At 68.8% G+C, this 21,419-nt stretch carries 16 protein-coding genes; 11 read left to right on the forward strand and 5 right to left on the reverse strand.

Features of this window, described 5'->3' with window-relative positions:
• Nucleotides 1-284: 284 nt before the first annotated feature.
• The 6 genes from KY572_RS41915 (at nt 285) to sctV (ending at nt 5,708) form a co-directional block, all read left to right on the forward strand.
• Complete coding sequence (locus KY572_RS41915) at nt 285-1,145, forward strand: carboxypeptidase regulatory-like domain-containing protein (protein WP_224249377.1); 861 nt, start codon at nt 285-287, stop codon at nt 1,143-1,145.
• Between the two features lie 113 nt (nt 1,146-1,258).
• On the forward strand, nt 1,259-1,480 hold the full coding sequence (locus tag KY572_RS41920) for a hypothetical protein (RefSeq protein ID WP_224249378.1): 222 nt from the start codon (nt 1,259-1,261) through the stop codon (nt 1,478-1,480).
• Between the two features lie 210 nt (nt 1,481-1,690).
• Complete coding sequence (locus KY572_RS41925; RefSeq protein ID WP_224249379.1) at nt 1,691-2,080, forward strand: hypothetical protein; 390 nt, start codon at nt 1,691-1,693, stop codon at nt 2,078-2,080.
• A gap of 212 nt (nt 2,081-2,292) precedes the next feature.
• The gene (locus KY572_RS41930) at nt 2,293-2,757 is read left to right on the forward strand and encodes a tetratricopeptide repeat protein (RefSeq protein WP_224249380.1); all 465 of its coding nucleotides are present in this window, start codon (nt 2,293-2,295) and stop codon (nt 2,755-2,757) included.
• Nucleotides 2,758-2,838: 81 nt separating this feature from the next.
• Nucleotides 2,839-3,519, forward strand: a complete 681-nt coding sequence (locus KY572_RS41935) for a tetratricopeptide repeat protein (RefSeq protein ID WP_224249381.1) — start codon at nt 2,839-2,841, stop codon at nt 3,517-3,519.
• Between the two features lie 62 nt (nt 3,520-3,581).
• Complete coding sequence (gene sctV, locus KY572_RS41940) at nt 3,582-5,708, forward strand: type III secretion system export apparatus subunit SctV (RefSeq protein ID WP_224249382.1); 2,127 nt, start codon at nt 3,582-3,584, stop codon at nt 5,706-5,708.
• A 33-nt stretch (nt 5,709-5,741) separates the two neighbouring features.
• Here the strand turns inward: sctV and KY572_RS41945 are convergent, their stop codons facing one another.
• Both KY572_RS41945 and KY572_RS41950 read right to left on the reverse strand, forming a co-directional pair.
• Complete coding sequence (locus KY572_RS41945; RefSeq protein ID WP_224249383.1) at nt 5,742-6,875, reverse strand: FHA domain-containing protein; 1,134 nt, start codon at nt 6,873-6,875, stop codon at nt 5,742-5,744.
• Between the two features lie 57 nt (nt 6,876-6,932).
• Nucleotides 6,933-7,985: a tetratricopeptide repeat protein gene (locus KY572_RS41950; RefSeq protein WP_224249384.1), complete on the reverse strand. Its 1,053-nt coding sequence runs from the start codon at nt 7,983-7,985 to the stop codon at nt 6,933-6,935.
• Nucleotides 7,986-8,087: 102 nt separating this feature from the next.
• Here KY572_RS41950 and KY572_RS41955 point away from each other — a divergent pair, with 102 nt between their 5' ends.
• Both KY572_RS41955 and KY572_RS41960 read left to right on the forward strand, forming a co-directional pair.
• Nucleotides 8,088-8,603: a hypothetical protein gene (locus tag KY572_RS41955; RefSeq protein WP_224249385.1), complete on the forward strand. Its 516-nt coding sequence runs from the start codon at nt 8,088-8,090 to the stop codon at nt 8,601-8,603.
• 120 nt (nt 8,604-8,723) lie between these two features.
• Complete coding sequence (locus KY572_RS41960) at nt 8,724-10,673, forward strand: Ig-like domain-containing protein (protein ID WP_224249386.1); 1,950 nt, start codon at nt 8,724-8,726, stop codon at nt 10,671-10,673.
• A 39-nt stretch (nt 10,674-10,712) separates the two neighbouring features.
• Here KY572_RS41960 and KY572_RS41965 read toward each other — a convergent pair whose 3' ends face one another.
• On the reverse strand, nt 10,713-11,525 hold the full coding sequence (locus tag KY572_RS41965; protein WP_224249387.1) for an RDD family protein: 813 nt from the start codon (nt 11,523-11,525) through the stop codon (nt 10,713-10,715).
• Between the two features lie 356 nt (nt 11,526-11,881).
• Here KY572_RS41965 and KY572_RS41970 point away from each other — a divergent pair, with 356 nt between their 5' ends.
• A complete protein-coding gene (locus KY572_RS41970; RefSeq protein WP_224249388.1) occupies nt 11,882-14,965 on the forward strand; it encodes a cyclic nucleotide-binding domain-containing protein in 3,084 nt (1,027 codons plus the stop codon).
• A gap of 27 nt (nt 14,966-14,992) precedes the next feature.
• Here the strand turns inward: KY572_RS41970 and KY572_RS41975 are convergent, their stop codons facing one another.
• Entirely contained in the window at nt 14,993-16,261 is a 1,269-nt protein-coding gene (locus tag KY572_RS41975; RefSeq protein ID WP_224249389.1) for a hypothetical protein, read from the reverse strand.
• Nucleotides 16,262-16,434: 173 nt separating this feature from the next.
• Here KY572_RS41975 and KY572_RS41980 point away from each other — a divergent pair, with 173 nt between their 5' ends.
• A complete protein-coding gene (locus KY572_RS41980; protein WP_224249390.1) occupies nt 16,435-18,060 on the forward strand; it encodes a bifunctional metallophosphatase/5'-nucleotidase in 1,626 nt (541 codons plus the stop codon).
• Between the two features lie 87 nt (nt 18,061-18,147).
• On the opposite strand, the gene KY572_RS41985 is transcribed toward KY572_RS41980, so the two are convergent.
• Nucleotides 18,148-20,088 carry a lamin tail domain-containing protein gene (locus tag KY572_RS41985; RefSeq protein ID WP_224249391.1) on the reverse strand — a complete coding sequence of 647 codons (1,941 nt, stop codon included), beginning with the start codon at nt 20,086-20,088 and terminating at the stop codon, nt 18,148-18,150.
• 206 nt (nt 20,089-20,294) lie between these two features.
• On the opposite strand from KY572_RS41985, the gene KY572_RS41990 reads away from it, so the two are divergent.
• Nucleotides 20,295-21,311 carry a stage II sporulation protein M gene (locus KY572_RS41990; RefSeq protein ID WP_224249392.1) on the forward strand — a complete coding sequence of 339 codons (1,017 nt, stop codon included), beginning with the start codon at nt 20,295-20,297 and terminating at the stop codon, nt 21,309-21,311.
• Nucleotides 21,312-21,419 lie beyond the last annotated feature (108 nt).

Genomic DNA, 21,419 nt, shown 5'->3' on the forward strand with positions numbered 1-21,419 from the left:
ACATGCTGAAGAAGCTGGACGAGATGTCCATGGCCGTCATCCGCAACCTGGCCTGATAAACGGCTAGCAGCGGTTGATGTACCCGGAGCCGGACTTGCGTGGGCGATGCAGCCCGAGCGCAAGCCCGGCTCCTGCCTTTGCGGGCCAGGAGACATGCACGTCGCGAAGGTGCTGCCTGGGCGCTCCGCAGGAGGTAGGGTTCCCGGGAGCCGAGGCGCGATCATGGCGACGCGCCCCGCGGCGGCTCCGGGCGGCGGAGCCTCGACTCGAGAAGAGACGCGACTATGAGAACGATGCTCAAGTGGGTGATGACCGCATGCCTGGTGGGGATGCTCGCTTCCTGCGATGACAAGGGCAGCTCGGGGCCCGATGGCGGCCCGGGGCCGGGAGGCGGAGATGGCGGGGGAGGGGGCGGAAACTCGGGGACCGTGGAGCCCGGCGTGCTCAAGGGCCGGGTGGTGAACAACCAGGGGCAGCCCATCGAAGGCGCGGTCATCTACACCGGCGCCGCTCGCGACAACGGCATCCCGGGCGAGACCCGAACGGATGCCCAGGGCAACTACCAGATGACCAAGCTGCCGTCGCAGGTGCCCTACAAGGTCTGGGCCTGGGTGGACGTGAACTACCGCAACAAGAAGTACTGCCTTCGCGTCTCTCCCGATCAGCCGGGCGACTACGAGATCTTCGGGATCAAGGACGGAGCCATCCGCAACTTCCGCTGGAGGCTGCAGGGCCGCATGGAGGACTCGACGGCGACTCCCGAGGAGGATGGCGCCTGGTTCGGAGGGACGATCCGGCTGTTCTCCAACTTCGAGGACGGGGACTACAAGTCGATCATCGAGCTCACCTTCACCCCCAACGGCCCGCTGATCGACGGCAGCGCGGGCTCCGTGGTCCAGAAGAGCGTGGACCTGCAGAAGGGCACCTTCGTGCTGGATATCCCCGTCGGGGCCTACAAGGTCACCGCCACCCGAGTGAAGTCCGACGGCACGCGCGTCTCGGCCCGCCTGGGCCCGAACTCCACCGAGGGCTCCGCCGAGTACGACTTCGAGTTCAAGCCCGCGCCGACGACGCTCGCCTGCGGCACCTATGCGGGCACGATCACCGGCCTGGATCGGGGCATCATGTACGTCCACAGTCCCTGATGCGCCGCGTCATCTGGAAAATGATGATCGCAAGGAAACTCCCCGCGTGACGGGCCGATAATCAGGTTGTATCCTCCAATCGCCTCTTCCCCTCAATTCCAGGAGAACACGCCATGGGCAGCATTGCGAGCATCGCGAACCAGGTCAGCAGCAACATCACCGGGCAGATGACCAGCGTCCAGCGGGACATGGTGGCCAAGGCTCCGGACGAGCAGAAGCCCTTCCTGGAGGCGCAGTTCAAGCTGGAGAACGAGGCGCAGCTGACCCAGCAGATCACCAACATGCTGAAGAAGCTGGACGAGATGTCCATGGCCGTCATCCGCAACCTGGCCTGATAGCTGGCTAGAGGCGGCTGAAGCACCTGGAGCCGGACTTGCTGGGCGAAGCTGCCCGAGCGAGCCCGGCTCCTGCCTTTGCGGGCGGGTGAGCTCCACTCGCGTAGGGCTTCCGCATGCCTGATCCGGAAATGGAAGTGTGGGTAGCAACTCCTCCTCCAGATCGGCGATAATCACAGTGTTACCTGGAATTTCTAGGAGACTTCGACCATGACCGTTGGCAACGCTACCAGCGCCCCCCGCACCGCGGCCGCCCCCCAGACCACCTCGACCGGCGAGAAGTTCAAGAGCATGGACGAGATCACCGACTTCCTGAAGAACGACTCGGGCATTCAGGACCTGCGCTACATGCTGGCCGGCACCAGCGGTGAGAAGGCGGACGCGGGCACGAAGATCGCGAACTCCAGCTTCGTGAAGTCCTTCGAGGCGAACCTCAAGAAGGCCGTGGACAAGCTCGGCCCCAACGCCTCCAAGGAGGATGTCCAGAAGGCCGCCAACAACGAGGCCTACAAGCAGGAGCTGTTCAAGTCCGTGGTGAACAAGGCCGCCAGCCGCGTCATGAGCCGCGTCAAGGAGATGTACTCGGACACCTGGGGGTGAGAGCTGATCGCTCCTCCGCAGTGTCTGTTGCGGTTCTCCTGAGCTCGGGGCGGGGAGCTGTCTCCTCGCTCCGGGTGAAGACTCGAGCACCTCGGGCCAGGTGCCTCGCCGTGAACGGAATCCCCGGCTTTCACGGCTCTGGCCGCTCGTGCTAGGTTCGCGACCGCCCGCGGGAAGCGTGGGCTCCGTTCCAGGTTCGAGGATCATCGTCAATGGCGAACTCCAACGACGCCACCTCCACACAGCAGGCGGGCGCAACCGGCCCCGAGTTGCTGGAGAGGGCGATGGAGGGCTTCCAGCTCTACGAGATGGGCGAGTACGGCGATGCCCGCCGCATCTTCGAGGAGCTGTGCGAGCGTGATCCCGCGGAGGCCTACTACCGCACGGCGCTGGGGGCCATCTTCCTCGCGGAGGATGAGCTGGATCCGGCGCTGGACAACTTCAACCTGGCCCTCGAGCTCAACCCGAAGGACTCCGCCGCCCTGGTGAACCGAGGAGAGGTGTTCCTTCGCCTGGGCAGCATCTTGGAGGCTGCTCAGGACTTCGCCCGTGCCGTCGATCTGGATCCGGAGAACAAGGATCCGCTTACCATGCGTGCGCGCCTGCTGGCAGCGGCGGCCATCGAGACTGTCGAGGCCGTCCAGCGGAACGCCGCCCACTCCGAACTCAAGAAGTAGGCCCCTGGCGTCGGAAGCGTCGACGCCCACCGAACCATGGCCAGCTCGCAGGGGTCCGGCAGGAAATCACCTCCTGCCCCCGTGAAGATCTACCACTTCAAGAAGCGCGCTCCCCGCAAGGACGAGGGGTGGAGCCGCGATCCGGTCCGGCGCACGCTCGAGATCGAGCGTCCCACGCTGCCCGAGATGGCCATCGAGGAGCCTCCCGAGGAGCTCGAGGAGGAGCCTGTCCGCGCCAGGCCCGCCCGCAAGCCGGAGCCGGCGTCGAAGGCCAAGTCCCGCGCCAGCTCGGCCGCGCCCGAGGCGGACGGGCGTGCCTCGCGCAAGGGGCGAGGGGGCCAGGCCTCCCGCAAGGCGCCAGCCGCCGATGATGAGCCGCCTCAGGGCTCGGTCGCCGAGCGCCTCAACACTTCCCGCCAGCTCATCTACGAGGGCCGGCTCGACGAGGCCTGCGTCATCCTGGAGCGGCTGGTGAAGCTGGGGGTGGCCTCGGGCCCGGTGCACACCGAGCTGGGCGCCATCTACATGGCCCAGGGCTACATCGAGCGGGCCCTGGAGCGCTTCGAGGAGGCGCTGCACCTGGAGCCGATGGATCTCTTCGCTCGGGTGTGCCGCGGCGAGGCCCGGCTGGAGCGCGGCGATCTGCGCCTGGCCCGAGAGGATCTCCAGCGGGTGCTCGACGTGGGCACGGCTGGCAGCCCGCTGGTCGAGAGAGCCCAGCTGCTCCTACAGAGGGCCAACGAGGAGCGGAAGCGGCACTGAGGCAAGCGGGCCCCCAGGGGCTTGGGGCGGGAGCCGGGCCCAGACTAGGATGACGCCCGCCGATGGCCTCCAATCCCAACAGCTTCCTCTCCAAGTACTCCGACATCGTCCTGGCGCTCGTTGTCGTGGCGATCGTGGGGATGATGATCGTCCCCCTGCCCACGCACCTGCTGGACGTGCTGCTGACGTTCAACATCAGCATCGGCGTGGTGCTGCTGCTCATCTCGCTCTACGTGCCAGCGGCGCTGCAGCTGTCGGTGTTCCCGACGCTGCTGCTCATCACCACGATGTACCGACTGTCCCTCACCATCTCCACCACGCGCCTCATCCTGCTGACGGGTGACCCGGGAGAGGTGGTGGTCGCCTTCGGTAAGTTCGTGGTCCAGGGCAACTTCGTCGTCGGCGCCATCATCTTCGTCATCCTCACGGTGGTGAACTTCATCGTGATCTCCAAGGGCTCGGAGCGCGTGGCCGAGGTGGCCGCGCGCTTCACCCTGGACGCCATGCCCGGCAAGCAGATGTCCATCGACGCGGACCTGCGCGCCGGCTCCATCGACATGGAGGAGGGCAAGCGCAAGCGCCGAGACCTCGAGCGCGAGAGCCAGCTGTTCGGCGCCATGGACGGCGCCATGAAGTTCGTGAAGGGCGACGCCATCGCCTCCATCATCATCACCGTCATCAACATCGTCGGTGGCCTCATCATCGGCGTGATGCAGAAGGGCATGGAGGTGGGCGCGGCCGCCGAGAAGTACGCGCTGCTGACCATCGGTGACGGTCTGGTGGGCATGATCCCCGCCATCCTCATCTCCACCTGCGCCGGCATCATCGTGACGCGCGTGGGCGGCGACGAGGAGGGCAACCACCTGGGCAAGGACGTGGGCACGCAGCTGTTCGCCTACCCCAAGGCCATTGGCATCGCCGGTGGCATGCTCTGCGGGCTGGCGCTCATCCCGGGCCTCCCCACCGTGCCCTTCCTGATCCTGGGGGGCGCGGCGGGCTTTGGCGCCTGGAAGATGCTCAAGAAGCAGGAGACGGCGGCCGTGGCCGAGGAGGGCGGTGGCATGGCGCCCACCGAGTCCGAGAACGGCACGCCGTCCTCCACCGAGCCGCCACCCAAGGAGCCCATCAACCCGGACTCCGAGGTATTCGTCCCCGTCGTCACTCCCATCGTGCTGGAGGTGAGCGACGCGCTGGTGCCCTTCGTGGACTCGCGGCAGGACAACGGGAAGTTCCTCTTCGAGCTCATCCCGTTCATGCGTGACGGCCTCTTCGTGGAGCTGGGCGTGCGCTTCCCGGGCGTGCGCGCTCGCGGGAACTCGGGCCTGCCGCCGGGCTCGTACCAGATCCAGATCAACGAGGTGCCCGTCGTCACCGGCCAGGCCACGCTGGGCCACGTGCTGGTGAACGACACGGTGGATCGCCTCAAGCTGATGAACATCCAGGGCTTCGAGGCCATCAACCCGGCCACGCGCCAGCCCGCCGCCTGGGTGCCCGAGGGTTACAAGGACACGCTCGAGGCCGCGGGCCTCACCACCTGGGACGTGCCCGGCTACATCATCCTGCACCTGGCGGCGATCCTCCGCCGCAACGCGCGCGAGTTCGTCGGCGTGCAGGAAGTGCAGACGATGCTGGATCAGCTGGAGAAGGCCTTCCCCGCCATCATCAAGGAGGTGGTGCCGAAGGTCGTCAACGTCCTCAAGCTCACGGACATCCTCCAGCGCCTCGTGGAGGAGGAGATCTCCGTGCGCGACTTGCGCGGCATCCTCCAGGCGCTCGCGGAGCAGGGGCAGGTGGAGGCCGACAACGTGATGCTCACCGAGCACGTGCGCTCGGCCATGCGGCGCTACATCTCGCACAAGTACGCGCGCGGCACCGGCACCCTGGTCGTCTACCTGCTGGATCCGCAGATCGAGGAGGCCATCCGCGGCTCCATCAAGCGCACCTCGGCGGGCACCCACCTGGCGCTGGAGCCGGAGATTGCCCAGGAGATCGTCCAGGCCGTGAAGTCCGAGTGCGGCCACCTGCCGCCCAGCGCGCAGCGCCCCGTCATCCTCACGGCGATGGACATCCGCCGCTACGTGCGCAAGCTGCTGGAGTACGAGTTCAACCCGCCGTTCTCCGTGCTCAGCTACCAGGAGCTCGCGCCGGACCTCAACATCCAGCCCGTGGCGCGCATCTCCACGCGGTAGGCGCCTCGTGGGCTCAGCGGCGCGGAGGGGGACTCACGCGCCGGCGAGCACCGCGATGATGAGGCCGATGGCGAACAGGGCGAACACGCCCATCAGCACCAGCGGCACCATCTTCTGCTTGTCCAGCCCGGCGATCGCGCCTCCACCGCTCTCGGCGGGCTCGCTGCGCCGGGAGGGCCTCACGGGCGGCGGAGGCGGCTCCTCATCCGGAGGTGGCTCGGTGGCCACGGGCTCGGGCTCCGGCGCGGGCTCGGGGGCAGGCTCGGGCGCGGGCTCCGGCTCGGGGGCGGGCGGCTCGGGGGCGGGCTCGGGCGCGGCTTCCTTCTTGGGCTCCTCCTTGGGCGGGGCCGGCTTCGGCTTCCTGGAGCTGAGCTTCGGCGCCGGGAGGTTCTGGGTGTTCTCCTCCTCGTCCCCGGGGCCCACGTTGTCCGCGGGCTCGTCCGGGAGGACGACGGACGGCTCGGACATGTCCGTCGGGTCCACGTAGAGCAGGCGGGTGTTGCCCACCTCGACCTCGTCGCTGTCCTTGAGCGTCTTGCGGTTGACCTTCTTCTTGTTGACCTTGATGCCGTTGCGGCTGCCCAGGTCCTCCACGTGCGTGCCGGCCCAGTCGCGGCGGAACTTCACGTGCCGGCGGGACACCAGGTCGTCCTTGAAGACGATGTCCGCCGAGTCGTCGCGCCCGATGATGATCTCCTGGGCGTCGTTGATCTCGATGCGCTCGCCCTCGCGAGGCCCGTTCATGATGCGGAAGTAGGGCCCCTCGCCGCTCTTGATGCCGCGCACCGCGTCCTTCACCAGGCTGCGGGCGACGAAGGACGTCTTCTCCGAGCGCACGTCCGCCGGCAGGTCCGCGACGTGGGTGAACGTCACGTCGAACTGGGCGATGGCGATGATGTCCCCGTTGCGCAGGCGGTGCTTCTCGCCCTTGGGCAGGGGCTTGCCGTTGACCTGGGTGCCATAGGCACTGCCCAGATCCTCCAGGAAGAAGAGGTTGCCCTCCTGGGAGATGCGCGCGTGGTTGCGCGAGACGGCCTGCTGCGCCAGCACCACCTGGCAGCTCTTGTCGCGGCCCAGGGTGATGCTCGCCTCGTCGAGCGTGTGCTCGACGGGCTTGGCGGAGCTGCCGGCCTGGCTGCGCTGGGTAACCGTGAGCCGGACACTCATCGCGAGGACATCAGTGGAACGGAAGCGGGTTCAGGAAGGGGGAGGGGGAAGAAGGGCTCAGAAGGTGTCCTTGGCGAGGAAGCGCTCGCACCTCTCGGTCTCGTTGGGGAACTCCTCGGCGGTTCCGAACTTGAGGAAGTTCTTGCAGGCAATGGTGGCCGCGTCGGTCTTCTGCGCCTCGGAGTAGATCTGGAAGAGGCCAAAGTGGCAGGGGGCATACTTGCCGTCCAGCCGCAGGCACTTCTTGTAGGTCTTCTCCTCTTCGGACACCATGCCTTTGTCCTTGTACTCCGTGGCGAGCAGGAAGAGCGAGGGGGTGGTGTTCTCCGCCGTCTGGGTGTCCTTCATCTCCTTCATGGCCGAGTCGGTGAGGGCCGCCTTGCGCTGGGCGATGGCCAGGTTGTTGAGGCACTGCGGGTTCTTCTGATCCAGCTGGATGCAGGTGGCGAAGGCGTCCTTGGCCTCGGAGAAGCGGCTGAGCTCCATGAGGGAGGCGCCGTAGTCGTGCCAGTAGTCCGGGACGTTGGGGGACAGCTGGGTGGCCTGGCCGATCTCCTGGGCGGCTTCCTCGAAGCGGCCCTGGCTGTAGTGGATGGTGCCCAGGCTGTGGTGGGCGTCGGCGATGCTGGGGTTCACCGCGAGGATGGTGCGCAGCTCCTTGGCGGCCTCGGACCACTTCTCCATGCGCATGTAGGTGAGGGCCAGGTTGTAGCGGGCCTCGAGGTAGTCCGGGTTGACCTTCAGGGCGCGCTGGAAGTTGTCGTGCGCCTTCCCGTAGGACTTCTCCTGCAGGTAGATGAAGCCGAGGTTCTGGTAGGCCTGGGCCTGCTCGTTGTTGTAGCGCAGGGCCTTGATGAAGAAGTCCTTGGCCTCGGAGGTGTTGCCCTGGTGCAGGCGGATGAGCCCCTTGTTGACCCAGAGGTCCGCGTAGGTGGGCGAGAACTCCAGGCCCAGATCGCAGTAGACCTCTGCCTTCACCAGATCCGGGATGGCGAGGTGCTGCACGCACAGCTCGTTATTGAGCAGGGCGCGCTCGTGCACCGGCGGCGTGGACAGGCAGGCGACAAAGGAGAGAAGGGGAAGTGCGAAGAGGGCTCGGGTCAAACGCATGGCCGCGCGAGTGTAGGGGAGGAAGTGTAGGAGGATCAACGCCCCCCTGACGTCAAATCCAAGCTGTTTTCCATGGGTTACGTCGGTAGAGTCCGGGCCACCATGCGTACGCTCTTCTGTGCCCTTGGCCTTGCGGTGGCCCTCTTCGGGGCTTCACCGGCCCACGCCCAGTTCGCCAACCGAAGCCTGGGCCTGTCATTCGGCTACATGGACTTCAACCGCACCGGAGGCCTGGAAGGTGGCTTCTTCGTGGGGTTCGACGCCAGCTACTACATCGAGAGCGGCTTCGATCTGGTGTCGCTGACGAAGCTCTCCTTCCCGAGGGATCCGGCGACGGGCAAGCGGGTGGTGGGCCTGGCCCCGTCGGTGGGCATCCGCTACCTGTTCCTGGAGGAGACGTTCCGGCCCTACGCGGGGACGGACCTGAGCTACCTGTTCGTCTTCAAGTCGGGCTCCACGGGGCAGTACGTGGGGCTGGGGCCGAACCTGGGCTTCGACTACTTCGTCACGGACACGGTGAGCCTGGGGCTGCGCGGGCAGTACATCTTCTACATCGCGCTCAACGAGAAGACGCAGTCGTCGCTGACGTTCTCGGCGGGGGCGGCGGCGTACTTCTAGAGAAGCCGCGCCGGCAGGACGAGGCGGGCTCATTGCTGGTAGGGTGGCCCCGGGCGCCGGGTGACTGCCTGCACTGCCTTCGTGCGGGGTTCCCGGCCCGCCGCGAGGAGTGCAACCGCCATGCGTCGTCTATCCGTCCTGTTCCTGTGCGCCGTCTGCTTCGCCGTGCCGCTGTCCGTGGGCTGCGGCGGTGGGGATGACCCCACGCCTGACGCGGGCACACCTCCGCCGCCTCCGCCACCTCCGCCGCCGGACGCGGGCCCGCCCAAGCCGGACGCGGGGCCGGTGGATCTCCAGCCGCCCACCCTGGTGACGTTCTCGCCGTCGGACGGGGCCGTGGGAGTGGCGCCGGAGAGCTTCATCGAATTGTCGTTCAACGAGGAGATGCAGACCGACCGCGGCACGCTGCAGATCCTCCCGGGCACGGGCCTGCCGAACGGCGGGGTCATCACCGCGCGCGCGCAGGACTGGGACACCGCCAAGCGCAAGGTCCTCTTCGGGTTCCCCGCCGGGCTGCCGATCAAGACGAAGCTGACGGTCAACGTCAGCAACTTCGCGGACGTCGCCGGCAACCCCATGCGGGGGCCGTTCACCTTCAGCTTCACGGTGAGCGACGGCATGCCGCCGCGGGTCACCGAGGCCCGCCCCATCGAGGGCGCCAGCAGCGTGCCGCTGACCACCAACCAGATCTCCTTCACCTTCAGCGAGCCCATGGACGTCACCAAGGGCACGCTCGTGGCGGGCGGTGGGCTGGTGCTGGGACAGGCGGCGTGGACGGGAAACCAGGTCATCACCGCGCCCATCGCCAGCCCGCTCGTCTACAACGCCTTCTACAGCGTGACGCTCAACGGCTTCCGCAACATCAATGGCAAGGATCTGGATGGGGAGCAGTACCTGGGAGACGGCAAGCTGAACTTCGCCACCGGGCCGGACGTCACCCGTCCCACGGTGACGGAGTCCAGCCCGCCCGAGGGCTCCAACGGGATTCAGCCCGAGAATACCCAGTTCGTGGTGGTCACCTTCAGCGAGCCCATGGACAAGACGGCGGGTGTGGCCGAGCTGTTCCAGAATGGCGTGAAGACGCACACGCTCACCCCGGTGTGGTCCAGCGACGGGTTCAACGTCAGCTACGACGTGCAGCTCAAGCTGAAGTACAGCACCCCCATCCGCGTGGTTCTCTCCAACTTCAAGGATCGGTCCAGCAACCCCCTCGACCCGGCGCCCTACCTGGGCGATGGGGCCCTCACCTTCAACACGGGCGTGGACACCGTGAGGCCCTACGTCATCAACTCCTTCCCGGCGGAAGGGGAGCGGATCTACCCGCTCGAGGTGTACGCCACCGGCGGCAACCCCCCGACGGCCTGGCGCAAGGTCTTCACCTTCCTGTTCAACGAGCAGATGAACACCTCCGTCACCCGCGTCACGCTGCACGAGAAGGGCAACCCCTCCGCGTCCCGCATCCTCGATGGCGTGTGGTCCGCCGATCAGCGGACGATGACGGTCACCGTCTACCCCCCTGCGCCGGGGCAGCTGCCGCTCATCGACGACTACTTCTCCTACTACATGGACCTCACCCAGCTGAAGGATAGCAACGGCAACTTGCTGGATCCGGCGGTGCCGGTGCTGGGCGACGGGCGGCTGGACTTCCAGACGCTGCCCAACTTCCCGCTGCTCAACCACGCCTGCGAGCACTCGCTGACCGTGGCGCCCATCGCCATCAACGCCACGGCGAACTACTCCAGCAGCGCCACGCCGCGCGCGGACCAGACCCACACGCACTACGAGCTGAACCTGCCCAGCAACGGCACCAGCTTCACGGGCTACACCAAGATGCTGCTGGAGCAGATCGCTCCCTTCACCATCTTCACGGATCGGGACATCGACCTGACGATTGCCCAGCCCGCCTTCCCCAACTCGCCCATCGTCGTCAGCAAGGCGGCCGTCAAGTCTCCGTGCACCGGCATCACCCACCGGTTCATCTTCAATGTGGAGACCTATCCGGAGCTGCAGATGCGCAGCGGCCCGGCGTTGCTGGGCAAGTACCGCTTCATCCTCGAGCGGGGGTACTGAGCCGCGGGCGCCGGGCCGGCCGCCGCCGCGCGGTCCGGCTCAGGCGCGCTGCGCGGCACGGGGGCGGGAGCGCGGGAGCTTCGCCCTCGCGCTCGGCGGAGGCACGAGCGCGGCGGCCACCAGCAGCGTCCACTTCTCGTCCGAGAGGTGCGCCGGCTTCTCCATGGCCAGCGCCTCCTGCAGCCGGGTGCCCAGCGCGGAGAAGAGCTGGAGCCGGGCCTCCATGCGCAGCTCCTCGCGGCGCAGGGCGGCCGAGAGGATGACCTCGCGCTCCTCGGTGGAGAGCTTCTTCACCCGGGAGACGAAGAGGGGATCGGCCAGCAGGCCCTCCTCTCCGGTGGTGCCCAGCGCCGAGGGCACCTTCAGCCGACGCTCGCGCACGACGATGGTGCCCGCCAGCATGTCCCCCAGCCGCTGGTGCGAGCGGGAGACGAGCGCGGCGATGCCTCCCACCAGATAGAGGAAGGGCAGCCGGTCCACCGGGCGGACCAGGTTGCGCAGCGCCGCGTGGTAGAAGCCGATGCGCACTCCACTCTCCTGGATGACCCGCAGGGACATGACGCGCTTGCCGACCGTCTGCCCGCTCCAGGCTGTCTCCAGGCCGATGCCGTACCCCCAGTCCACCAGGAAATACACCACCAGGCTCAATGCGCTGGCGAAGCCCGGGAAGGCCATCATCGCCAGGTTGAGGGCGAACAGCACCGCCCCCGTGCCCATCAGCACGATGACTGCATCCAGCAGCCAGGCGAGGAAGCGCGAGTAGATGCCCGCGAGCGTGAAGCGGAACTCCACGTACTCGGGAGTGAGGACGGTGTGGCTGCCGTCGAGCAGCGTGTCGGAGGCGGGCGTCACCGGCTCAGTCTAATCCCCTTCAGCCAGGTCCTTGAAAGCTCCGCTTGGGCTTGGGGCCGCCCAGCTCACGGACCCACAGCCCAGGGACACGGGTCGCGGGTCCCTCGCTGCGGGGCGGGTCCCCCCGTCTCCGACGGGTCCTCCCGCCCCGGCGTCCCGCTCTCTCTCGGTCCACGGCTTCCTGCCTACCCGGGTTCCTCCTGGCTCACTCCTGGCGAACTGGTTGGGCTGTCATACAGGTTTGTCCCAGACGCTCCCGATGGGGGCTCTCCCCAGGAAATCCTTCGCTCGGTGAGAGGGCAGGGGAGCGTCGTTCCGGATTGTCCCGTTCGTAGGATAGGCTGCGTCCTCCTACCGTGGCCGAGTCCGAGTCTTCCTGGGGCCAACGCCTGTGGCCCGCGGCGACCTTCCAGTTCGCCCTCATTGCCGGCGTGACGCAGCTGAAGACGGCTGCGAACGCCCTCGTCTTGTCGCGCTTCGAGTCCCAGGCGCTCCCCTACCTCTACCTCGTCGGCGCCCTGCTCACGGCCGCGCTCACCGTGCTGCCTCGCCCACGCCCGGACTCGCCCACCGAGTCTCCAGGCGTGCTCACCACCGTGGCCTGCTTCATCACCCTCGGGCTCGCCGCCGGCGTGTCCGCCGGCCAGCGCCTGCCCGCCATCGCGCTCTACCTCTTCGTCGATGCCTTCACCACGTTCGTCTCCCTGCGCTTCTGGGGACGGATGTCGGCCGCCTTCGACGCCCGTGAGGCCCGCCGCGCCTTCACCGCCCTCAACGGCTTCGGCATGGGCGGCGGCATCGTCGGCGGCCTGCTCGTCAAGGCCATGGCTGAGCCTCTCGGTACGCCCGTGGTGGTGGCCAGCGGCGCGGTGGGGCTGCTCATCGCCGGCATCGTCTTCCGCTTCCACACCGGCGTGGTGGCCGCGCCCGCACGCTCCCGACACGCCTCCATGACGGCCGAGCCGTGGATCTACTTCGCCCAGAGCCCCTATGCCCAGGTGCTCGGCGCCCTGGGCATCGCCTTCGCCGTGCTGTCCTCCTTCGTGGACTACCTGTTCCGCCTCCGCGTGGAGGGCACCCTCAGCGAGGACGGACTGGCGGCGCTGTTCGGCTCGCTGCAGCTGTGGATCGGCCTGTTCTGCGTGGGCTTCCAACTGCTCGTGGCCCAACGGCTGCTCGAGAAGCTGGGGCTGCTGCGCTACCTGGCGCTGGTGCCGCTGGTGCTCGGGCCCCTGGCCGCCGCCACGCTCGCTACCCCCATGCTGTGGCCGGTACACCTGCTGCGGCTGGTGGAGACGGCGGTGAGCTACTCCATCCTCCCCGTGGGCATCCAGCTCCTCTATGCCGCCGTGCCCGACGAGCAGCGTGAGTCCATGCGCGCCGCGGTGGACGGCCTGCTGCGCAAGGGCGGCGTGGTGCTCGCGGGCGTGCTGCTCATCGGCGCTGGCCGGGCCGCCACCGGCACCACCATGGCCGTGGCCGTCCTCGGGCTGTGCGCGGCGCTCGGCGTGCTGCTGTTCCGGCTCAAGCCCGCTTATGTCGAGGCGCTCGAGGAGCAGGTGGGCGCGCCAGTCGAGGAAGAGGTGCAGGTGGGCGGCGAGACACAGAAGCTGCTCGTGGACTCGCTCGCGGCCAACACCCCGGAGCGCGTACTGCGCGCGGTGGACCTGATGGCCCAGGCCGAGGTCCCCCTGCGGCCCCACCTGGCCGCCCTGCTGGCCCATCCCCATGAGCGCGTGGTGGAGCGGGGTGTCGAGCTGGCGCTGAAGCTCGAGGCCCACGAGACGGCTCCCACCCTGGAGCGGCTGGTGGAGTCCGGGCCTCGGCGACCTCGGGATCAGGCCGTGTGGGCCCTGGCCCGCCTGTCTCCGGACCGCGCCGAGCGCCTGCTGCCGGCGCTGCTGGACAGCCCGGACATCGGCCTGCGCTGCGCGGCCATCGGCGCCCTGCTGCACACGCAGGGCAACAGCGAGGCCCTCTCCTCCCTCAGCGCGTTGCTGGCCCGGAGCGCCCAGGCCCCCGTCGCCGAGCGGCGCGAGGTGGCCAAGCTGCTCGGCCGCCTGAAGGATGCGCGGTTCGCCCAGCCGCTGGCGCGCTACCTCGCCGATCCCGACATCTCCGTGCGGCGGGTGGCCATCGAGGCGGTGGGCGTCGGTGGCTACCTGGAGCTCGCGCCACGGCTGCTGACCTTCCTCACCTGGCGCGAGGAGCGGCGTGCGACTCGCTCCGCGCTCGCGGCGCTGGGGGATCGGGTGATGCCCCTGCTGGAGGTGACGCTCAACAACCGTGCCGCCCCGCTGGCCCAGCGGCTCCAGCTGCCCCGCGTGCTGCGCCTCATCGGCACCACGGACGCGCTCCACGCGTTCCTCTTCTCCAACGTGCGCGACGATGCCTTCCTGCAGTTCCGCATCGGCGCGGAGATGTCCCGCCTGCGCGACGAGCACCCCGAGTACGCCGTGGACGTGGAGCGCGTGCGCGAGGCGATCGGCCGGCGGCGGGAGACGTACCTCGCGCTGGTGGAGCCATTCCGCGATCTGCGCGTGGCGCTGGGCGACAACTCGCTGCTCACCCGCGCCGTGGGAGACCGGCTGGACCAGGCGCTGGAGCTGTCCTTCTTCCTGCTGGGGCTGCTCTACACGCCCCAGACGATGCGGCGCGTGCACCAGCACGTGGTGGGCAAGGATCCGCGGCGCAAGGCCTACGCCCTGGAGCTGATGGACGCCGTCGTCGCAGAGGAGGACCGTGAGCTGGTGGCCGAGCAGATCGAGGCCCACCACCGGGAGCTGCCTCCCGGCGCGCTGGGACGGCTGGAGAGCCACCTGGAGGTGCTCGTCCAGAGCGAGGACGTGGTGCTGCGCGCCTGCGCGCGCTATGTGACGCAGCGCCTGAGCACCCTGGTCGTGCCGCCCGCGCAGGAGAACGACATGAGTGAAGGCACCGTGCAGAAGATGTTCGCGCTAGAGGGCGTCAGCGTCTTCTCCCAGAGCGACGTGGACGACATCGCGGCCGTGGCGGCGGTGGCCCGCGAGGTCCGCTTCCGCGCCGGCGAGCGCATCTTCAGCCAGGGCGATCCGGGAGACGCCCTCTACGTCATCGTCGAGGGCATGGTGGACCACTTCCGCGACGGCGAGCACGTGCTGCGCAGCCAGGCCAAGGAGACCTTCGGAGATGTGAGCCTGCTGGACGGAGCGCCGCGCCCCACCGATGTCGTCGCCGTGGAGGACACGCGCGTGCTCGTCATCGACCGCCGGGACTTCCTCGATCTGCTCGCCGACCGCCCGGAGCTGCTCACCGGCTTCTTCCGCGCGGTGAGCCAGCAGCTGCGGACCCTCATCGACCTGCCCGCCACCCGCCAGAGCGGAGAGCTGCTCGAGGTGGGCTCCACCGCCTCCGAGAACGCGCCTCCGCCCACCGGAGAGGCCCCCATCGACAAGTCGTGAGCGGCGCGGCGCTCCGAGACCTGGGGCTCAAGCCTCGGGGCCAGCCGCGCCCGCGGGCGTGGGAGCCGGCAGCGCGTTGGCCTCCGCCACGGAGGCTCCATCCGCGATGCGCCGGGCGACGAGCAGGTGGGCGGCCGCCACGGGGATGAGTGGGCGCAGGAAGCACTTCAGGATCGGGATCATCGCCAGGGCCCGGATGACGGCGAGCCCGGCGAAGGCCCAGGGCAGCTTCTCCGCCTCCACGGCGGGGGCGAAGACGGAGCGGGTGCGGTTCTCCCAGAATCGGCCGTAGCGCTGGAGCAGGCTCCAGCGGAAGCCGGGCACCCGGGTGGTGAGCCTGTTCCAGGCCCGCAGGAACCAGGGATGCCCGGCGTCGGTGTCCCGCCACGCGTGGGCGGTTTTCGCGGTGGTGAAGACCACGAGCCAGTAGGCGCTCCATCCCGAGATGAGCACGGAGGCCATCTCGGTCCTGAAGGGCAGGGGCGCGCTGAGGGCGTACAGGACGGGCAGGCCCGTCAGGAACACCAGGAAGGCGCGCACGCGGCGCGAGAACTTCTTGCGCACCCACTTCAGATTCAGCCGGATGCGCGGCTCTCCAGGAGGATCCTCCGGCTCCAGCCCCGTGAGCAGGCTGGCATCCCGTGAGATGGCGTCGTGGTACTCGCGCGAGAGGGCGATGACCACCCATGAGGCAATCTGGAGCGTCGCGAACAGCGCCGCCCAGAACTCGAGATCGCCGAGGCGGAAGCCTCCCAGCGGCTTCTCCTCCGCCTCCAGCTCCGCCTGGGCCTCCGTGGCCTGCTCCACGGCAGCCCGGGCCGCCGCGGCTTCCTGGGCCGCCTGGGCCGCCTGGACCTCCTGGGCCGCTCGAGCCAGCGCCTCCGCCGCTCGGGCGATGTCCTGGTGGACCTCCTTCTCGACCGGGGCCGGCGTCTCCTCGCCAGCGCGTTGGCCGGTGGCCTGGGGCTCGCGCGCCAGCTCCTCCGCCGCGAGCTGCACCGCGAGCTTGAAGTTCTCCCGCTCCTGCTTCCGGGCCTTGGCCTTCTCCGTTCGCGACCAGCTCTCCTGGGCGGTATCCACGGCCTCGGTCGCCGAGCCCTTGCAGGTGAGGGCCAGCGCGAGGATGACCACCGACTGGACGATGCCCACCCTCACATACCGTCGCCGCGCCGCCGGGTCCGCCCACAGCGCGCGGTGCAGGTGAAACGGCAGCGACAGCCCGTGAAAGAACTGCCGCACCGGGTGCCCGGGAGGTGGCAGCTGCCGCTCCTGGAAGTGGGTCGCGCCACTACGCACGTTATCCCACACGGCGCGTGCGAGCTCCGAGGCAGCGCCGCGCTCCTGTGCGGCCTGACCCTGACCCTGCGTGTCCTGCCCGTGGCTCTCCGACACCTCGGAGACGGTACCACAGGCGCCCCGGTGTGCTCGGAGCCTGTCTGGTCTTCTGGGAATGTGCTAGAGGCGCGCCCGTGAGCCCGATCCCTTTCCGAGCCCTGTTCTGTCGTCCCTCTTCCTCGAAGTCCCTGCGCACGGCCGTGGCTGCCGCGCTGCTCGCGGGCCTGTCGGCCTGTGACAAGGGCACGCCGCCCGCCGCTCCCGCGGACAAGGCCCCCGAGGCCGCCGCGGGTGACAAGGCCCCCGCCGCCGGTGCCCAGGCCCCCGCCAAGCCCGCGGAGCCTTCCGTGGTGACGGTGCTGGTGACCGGTGGACTGGGCGGCCAGCTGGTGCCCGCGGGCGAGGAGGGCCAGACCCAGGGTGGCGCGGCCGAGACGCTGGGCCGCTGGGTGGCCGAGGACAAGCACTGCGCCGGCCCCGTGAAGGCGGACGGCCAGGCCTCGTGCCCGGACTCCACCACGCTGGCGCTGGCCACTGGCGATCACTGGAACGGCCCGGCGCTCTCGTCCTTCTTCCTCGGCGAGCCGACCGCGGCCGTGATGGCGCGCATGGGCTACGCCGCCTCGGCGCTCGGCAACCACGAGCTGGACTATGGCCGTGAGCAGTTCCTCAAGAATGCCGGCATCGGCCAGTTCTCGTTCCTGGCGGCCAACCTGAAGGTGAAGGATGCCGCGGTCGCCAAGGGCATGGACCTGCCGGCCTTCAAGGTGTTCGACCGCAAGGGCCTGAAGATCGGCGTGGTGGGGCTGACCTCGCCGAAGACCGTGACGTCCGCGATGGCCGGCCGCGCCGAGGGGCTGGACCTGGTGGGCACCGAGGAGGCGCTCGCGAGCGCCATCCCCGAGGCTCGCAAGGCGGGCGCCGACGTGGTGGTGGTGGTGGCGGACATGTGCCCCACCGAGCTGCAGCCCACGCTGGAGAAGCACCCGGACTGGAAGCTGGCGCTGGTGGCCGGTGGCCGCTGCCAGACGCAGATCGACACCAAGGTGGGTGACACGCAGGTCGTCTCGCTCGGCCGCGGCCTGGAGAAGTTCCTGCGCGCCCGCATCACCTTCGACCCGTCCAAGCCGGCCGGCGAGAAGGTCACCGCCATGGAGGCGAAGCTGGTGGACGTGGCGGGCGCCGGGGGGACTCCGGACGCCGAGGCCGCGAAGATCATCGCCGATGCGAAGACGCAGCTGGAGCCGAAGCTCGGCGAGCAGATCGGCTTCACGAAGAAGGGCATCAAGCAGGGCACGCCGGAGATGACCCGCTGGGTGGCGGGCTCCATGCGCGAGAGCATCAAGGCCGACGCGGTGGTGCTCAACCGCAAGGGTGTCCGCCAGGATCTGCCCGCGGGCCCCATCACGATGGGCAGCATCTACTCGGTGCTGCCGTACGAGAACTCGCTGATGCTCGTGAAGGTGAAGGGCGCGGACCTGGCCACGCAGCTGGCCAACCCGGAGGCGTTCGTCTCGGGCTTCACCGCCGCCGGCAAGGGCAAGTTCAAGGACGCCAAGGGCAAGCCGCTGGACCCCAAGAAGGAGTACACGGTGGGCACCGTCGAGTACCTCTACTTCGGCGGTGACGGCTTCGAGTTCGAGAAGCTCGACCCGGATCCGAAGGAGACGGGCATGGCGTGGCAGACGCCCGTGGCGGAGTGGACGCGCAACCAGAAGTCCACCGAGGCCAGGCCGCTGGAGAAGTCGCTGCCCAAGTAGTCTCGGCGCGAGCGCTTCGGCCTGAAGCAACGAGGGGCGGGACCCGGTACGAGGGCCCGCCCCTTTTTCATGCCCGGAGTCCGGCGCTCAGAAGGCCGCGCCGCTGGCGCGCTCGCCCGGAGAGGCGTCCAGCGACGACAGGGAGGTGTGGAGCACGAAGCTGCCCGTGGCGCTGGCATCCGGGCTCCGGTTCATGGAGACCCCATCCGTGCCGGCCAGGGCGCTGCCGTAGCTGAAGGAGTCCAGGGTCGTCTTGCCGCTCTTCACCGCCACGGTGGCGCTGCTGTTGAGCAGGCTGAGGCCACCGGTGGAGGCCGCCACGGCGTTGGGCGTGCCCGAGGGGATGCCAGAGGCGCCACCGAACACGACGATGGCCTTGCCCGGCGCCAGCGAGGTGCCCGCCGCGAAGGTGTGGCGCACGGTGCCGCCCACGGTGATCGTCCAGCCCGCGATGGTGAGGGGAGCGCCTCCCACGTTCACCAGCTCCACGAACTCGCCGGAGGTGGCGGAGCCGGGCTCGTTGGCGAGGATCTCGTTGAGGATGACCTTCCCTGGACTGGAGGAGGTGAGGGTGAAGACGCCGTCGCTGGTGTCCACCGGGGTGCCGTTGAGCGCGTCCGAGATGCGCACGCGCGCCTGGGTGGAGGCGGAGTTCGGCACGGTCCACGTGTAGCTGCCCGTGGAGGCCGCCGCGCTGCTGGCGAGGACCGTCCACGAGCCGCCGTTGTCGAGCGTGTACTCGAGCTTCACGTTCGACACCCCGGAGGAAGCCCAGGTGATGGCGCGGCTGCTCCCGCCGCTCCAGCTCTCTCCGCCGTTGGGCGCGGTGACGGTGAGGCTGCGCGTCTGCGTGCCGGTGGTGGCGGAGACGGTGGCGCTCGCGGGGGACTCGTTGCCGGCCGCGTCGGTGGCCGTCACCCGGTACCAGTACGTGGTGCCGCCGGACAGCCCCAGATCGGCGAAGCCGGTGGTGGAGGAGGTGCCCACGAGCGAGAAGCTGGAGCCGTTGGTGCTCCGGTACACCTGGTAGCCCGTCACCCCCACGTTGTCCGTGGCGGCCTGCCACGACAGCTCGATCTCCGAGCCGGACGCCACGGTGGCCACCAGCGAGCCCGGCGCGCTCGGCGGCTGGGTGTCTGCGCCCTGGCCCTTGGAGGTGTAGGCGGTGGAGGTGTTGCCCTGGCTCACGGTGAAGCCGGCGCCGGTGGCGCTGGTGAGCTCGATGTGGCCGTACTTGCGGTTGGTGCCGGGATCCTCGGTCTCCCAGACGTCCGAGCCGACATTGGCGAGCCGGGCCAGCGCCTCCGAGGAGGGGTGGCCGTACGGGTTGCCGATGCCCACCGAGATGAACGAGGCGAGCGGCTTGATGATGCCCAGGAAGGTGGCGTTGGACGAGTACCTCGAGCCGTGGTGGTGGACCTTGTACACCTCGAGCTCGCCCACGGCGGAGGCCACGCTCGACTCCTGATCCGGCGAGGCGCCCGTGAGATCTCCACCCACCAGCGCATCGAAGGCGCCGTAGGAGATCTTCACCACCACCGAGTTGGCGTTCTCGTCGGAGTTGCCGCCCCCGGAGCGGACGACGGACAGCGTCACCTGGTTGCACAGCGAGAAGCTCTGCCCCGCCGAGGCGGTGCGGCGCTTGCCAGCGAAGTGGGACGCGTACTCGTCGTAGGCGCTGGAGGAGTAGGTGCCACCGTTGTCATAGATTGCGTCGATGGGCACCGCGTCCGTGCCCACGTCCACCTCGTCGATTCCGCCCATGTGGTCGGCGTGGAGATGGGAGATGAAGGCCATCTGCACGCGCGTCACGCCGATCGACTTGAGGTACGCCTTGATGGTGGCGCCCGAGCCTGTGGGCCCTCCGTCGAAGAGCACCGCGCAGCCTCCGGGCGCGACGAGCACGGCGGCATCTCCCTGGCCGATGTCCATGGTCGTGAAGCGCAGGCTCTGGGCCAGCGCCAGTCCCGGGAGGAGCAAAGGAAGGAAGACGGCCAGTTGAGCCAGGAAAGGCAGACGCAGGCGCATACGCTCGACTCCGGGGCTGGGGGATGCACCCGTTGTACGGGTCCGCGTTTCAGAGGGTCAATTTCGTATTCTCAATTTATCGGAAGAAAGGAATACGAGTGGCCGAGGTGAACCCAGACAGACATTGATTTCAGTGTGTCTTTCCCCGGGTCCCTCGTGCCCCAGGTGTCAGTGGGCACCACGGCCTGGGCTAGAGTCGAGCGCCTATGGACGTGGCGGAGTTCATCGAGACGCGGCGCCCCCGGTGGGAGAAGCTGGAGTCCCTGCTCGACAAGGCCGAGTTCGCGGGCCTGGCGGGGCTGAGCATCGAGGAGGCGCGCTCGCTGGGGAAGATGTACCGGGCGGTCTCCAGTGACTTGCTGTGGGTGCGCGCGCGCAGCGGCTCGGCGGACGTGAGCGCGTATCTGAATGATCTGGTGGGGCGCGCCTACGCCATCACCTACCCGGGCAAGCGCCCGCGGTTCGCGGACGTGTGGGGCTTCGTCTCGAAGGGCTTTCCGGCGCTCATGCGGCGCGAGTGGCGCATGTACGTGGCGTCGGTGCTGATGCTGCTGGCGGGCACGGGCTTCGGCTACCTGGGCATGGTGATGGATCCGGACGCGGCGCACTACCTGGTGCCCGAGGAGCACCTGAAGCTCGATCCGGTCGAGCGCGCCGAGAAGGAGGCCAAGGGCGAGGGGATGACGGTGGAGGAGCAGGCGCACTTCTCCGCGTTCCTCTTCACCCACAACATCCAGGTGGCCTTCCTGGCGTTCGCGCTGGGCATCACGGTGGGGATCGGCACGGCGCTGATGCTCTTCGTGAACGGGCTGTTCCTGGGGGCGCTGGCCCAGGTGTACACGGCGAAGGGGATGGCCGGGTGGTTCTGGGCGTGGATCCTCCCGCACGGCATTCCGGAGATCACCGCCATCTGCATCGCGGGGGCGGCGGGGCTCGTCATCGCGCGGGGGATGGCGGCGCCCAAGGGGCTGCCTCGGGGCATGGCGCTGCGGCAGGAGGCGGTGACGGCGGTGAAGCTGCTGTTCGGCACGCTGGCGCTCTTCGTGCTCGCGGGCTTCATCGAGGGCACGGTGTCGCAGATCCATCCGCCGAAGCTGTCGGTGGCCTTCAAGGTCTCGTTCGCGCTGGCGGTGGGGGCGGGCGTCTACGCCTACCTGGGCTCGGACTTCCTGCGCTCCTGGCAGGGAGAGTCCAAGGCCACTGTCTCGCCGCGTGGATCCTGAGTCTCCGGTTGGAGACGGGTCGCCGTCCGGCTCGTCTCTCAGGTGGTTGAATCCACGGGGATTTGTCTTGGCGTGAGTCCTGCTCTGGCTCGTCTGGCCACACTCCAG

The organism is Hyalangium gracile (assembly GCF_020103725.1).
Classification (GTDB): Bacteria; Myxococcota; Myxococcia; order Myxococcales; family Myxococcaceae; genus Hyalangium; species Hyalangium gracile.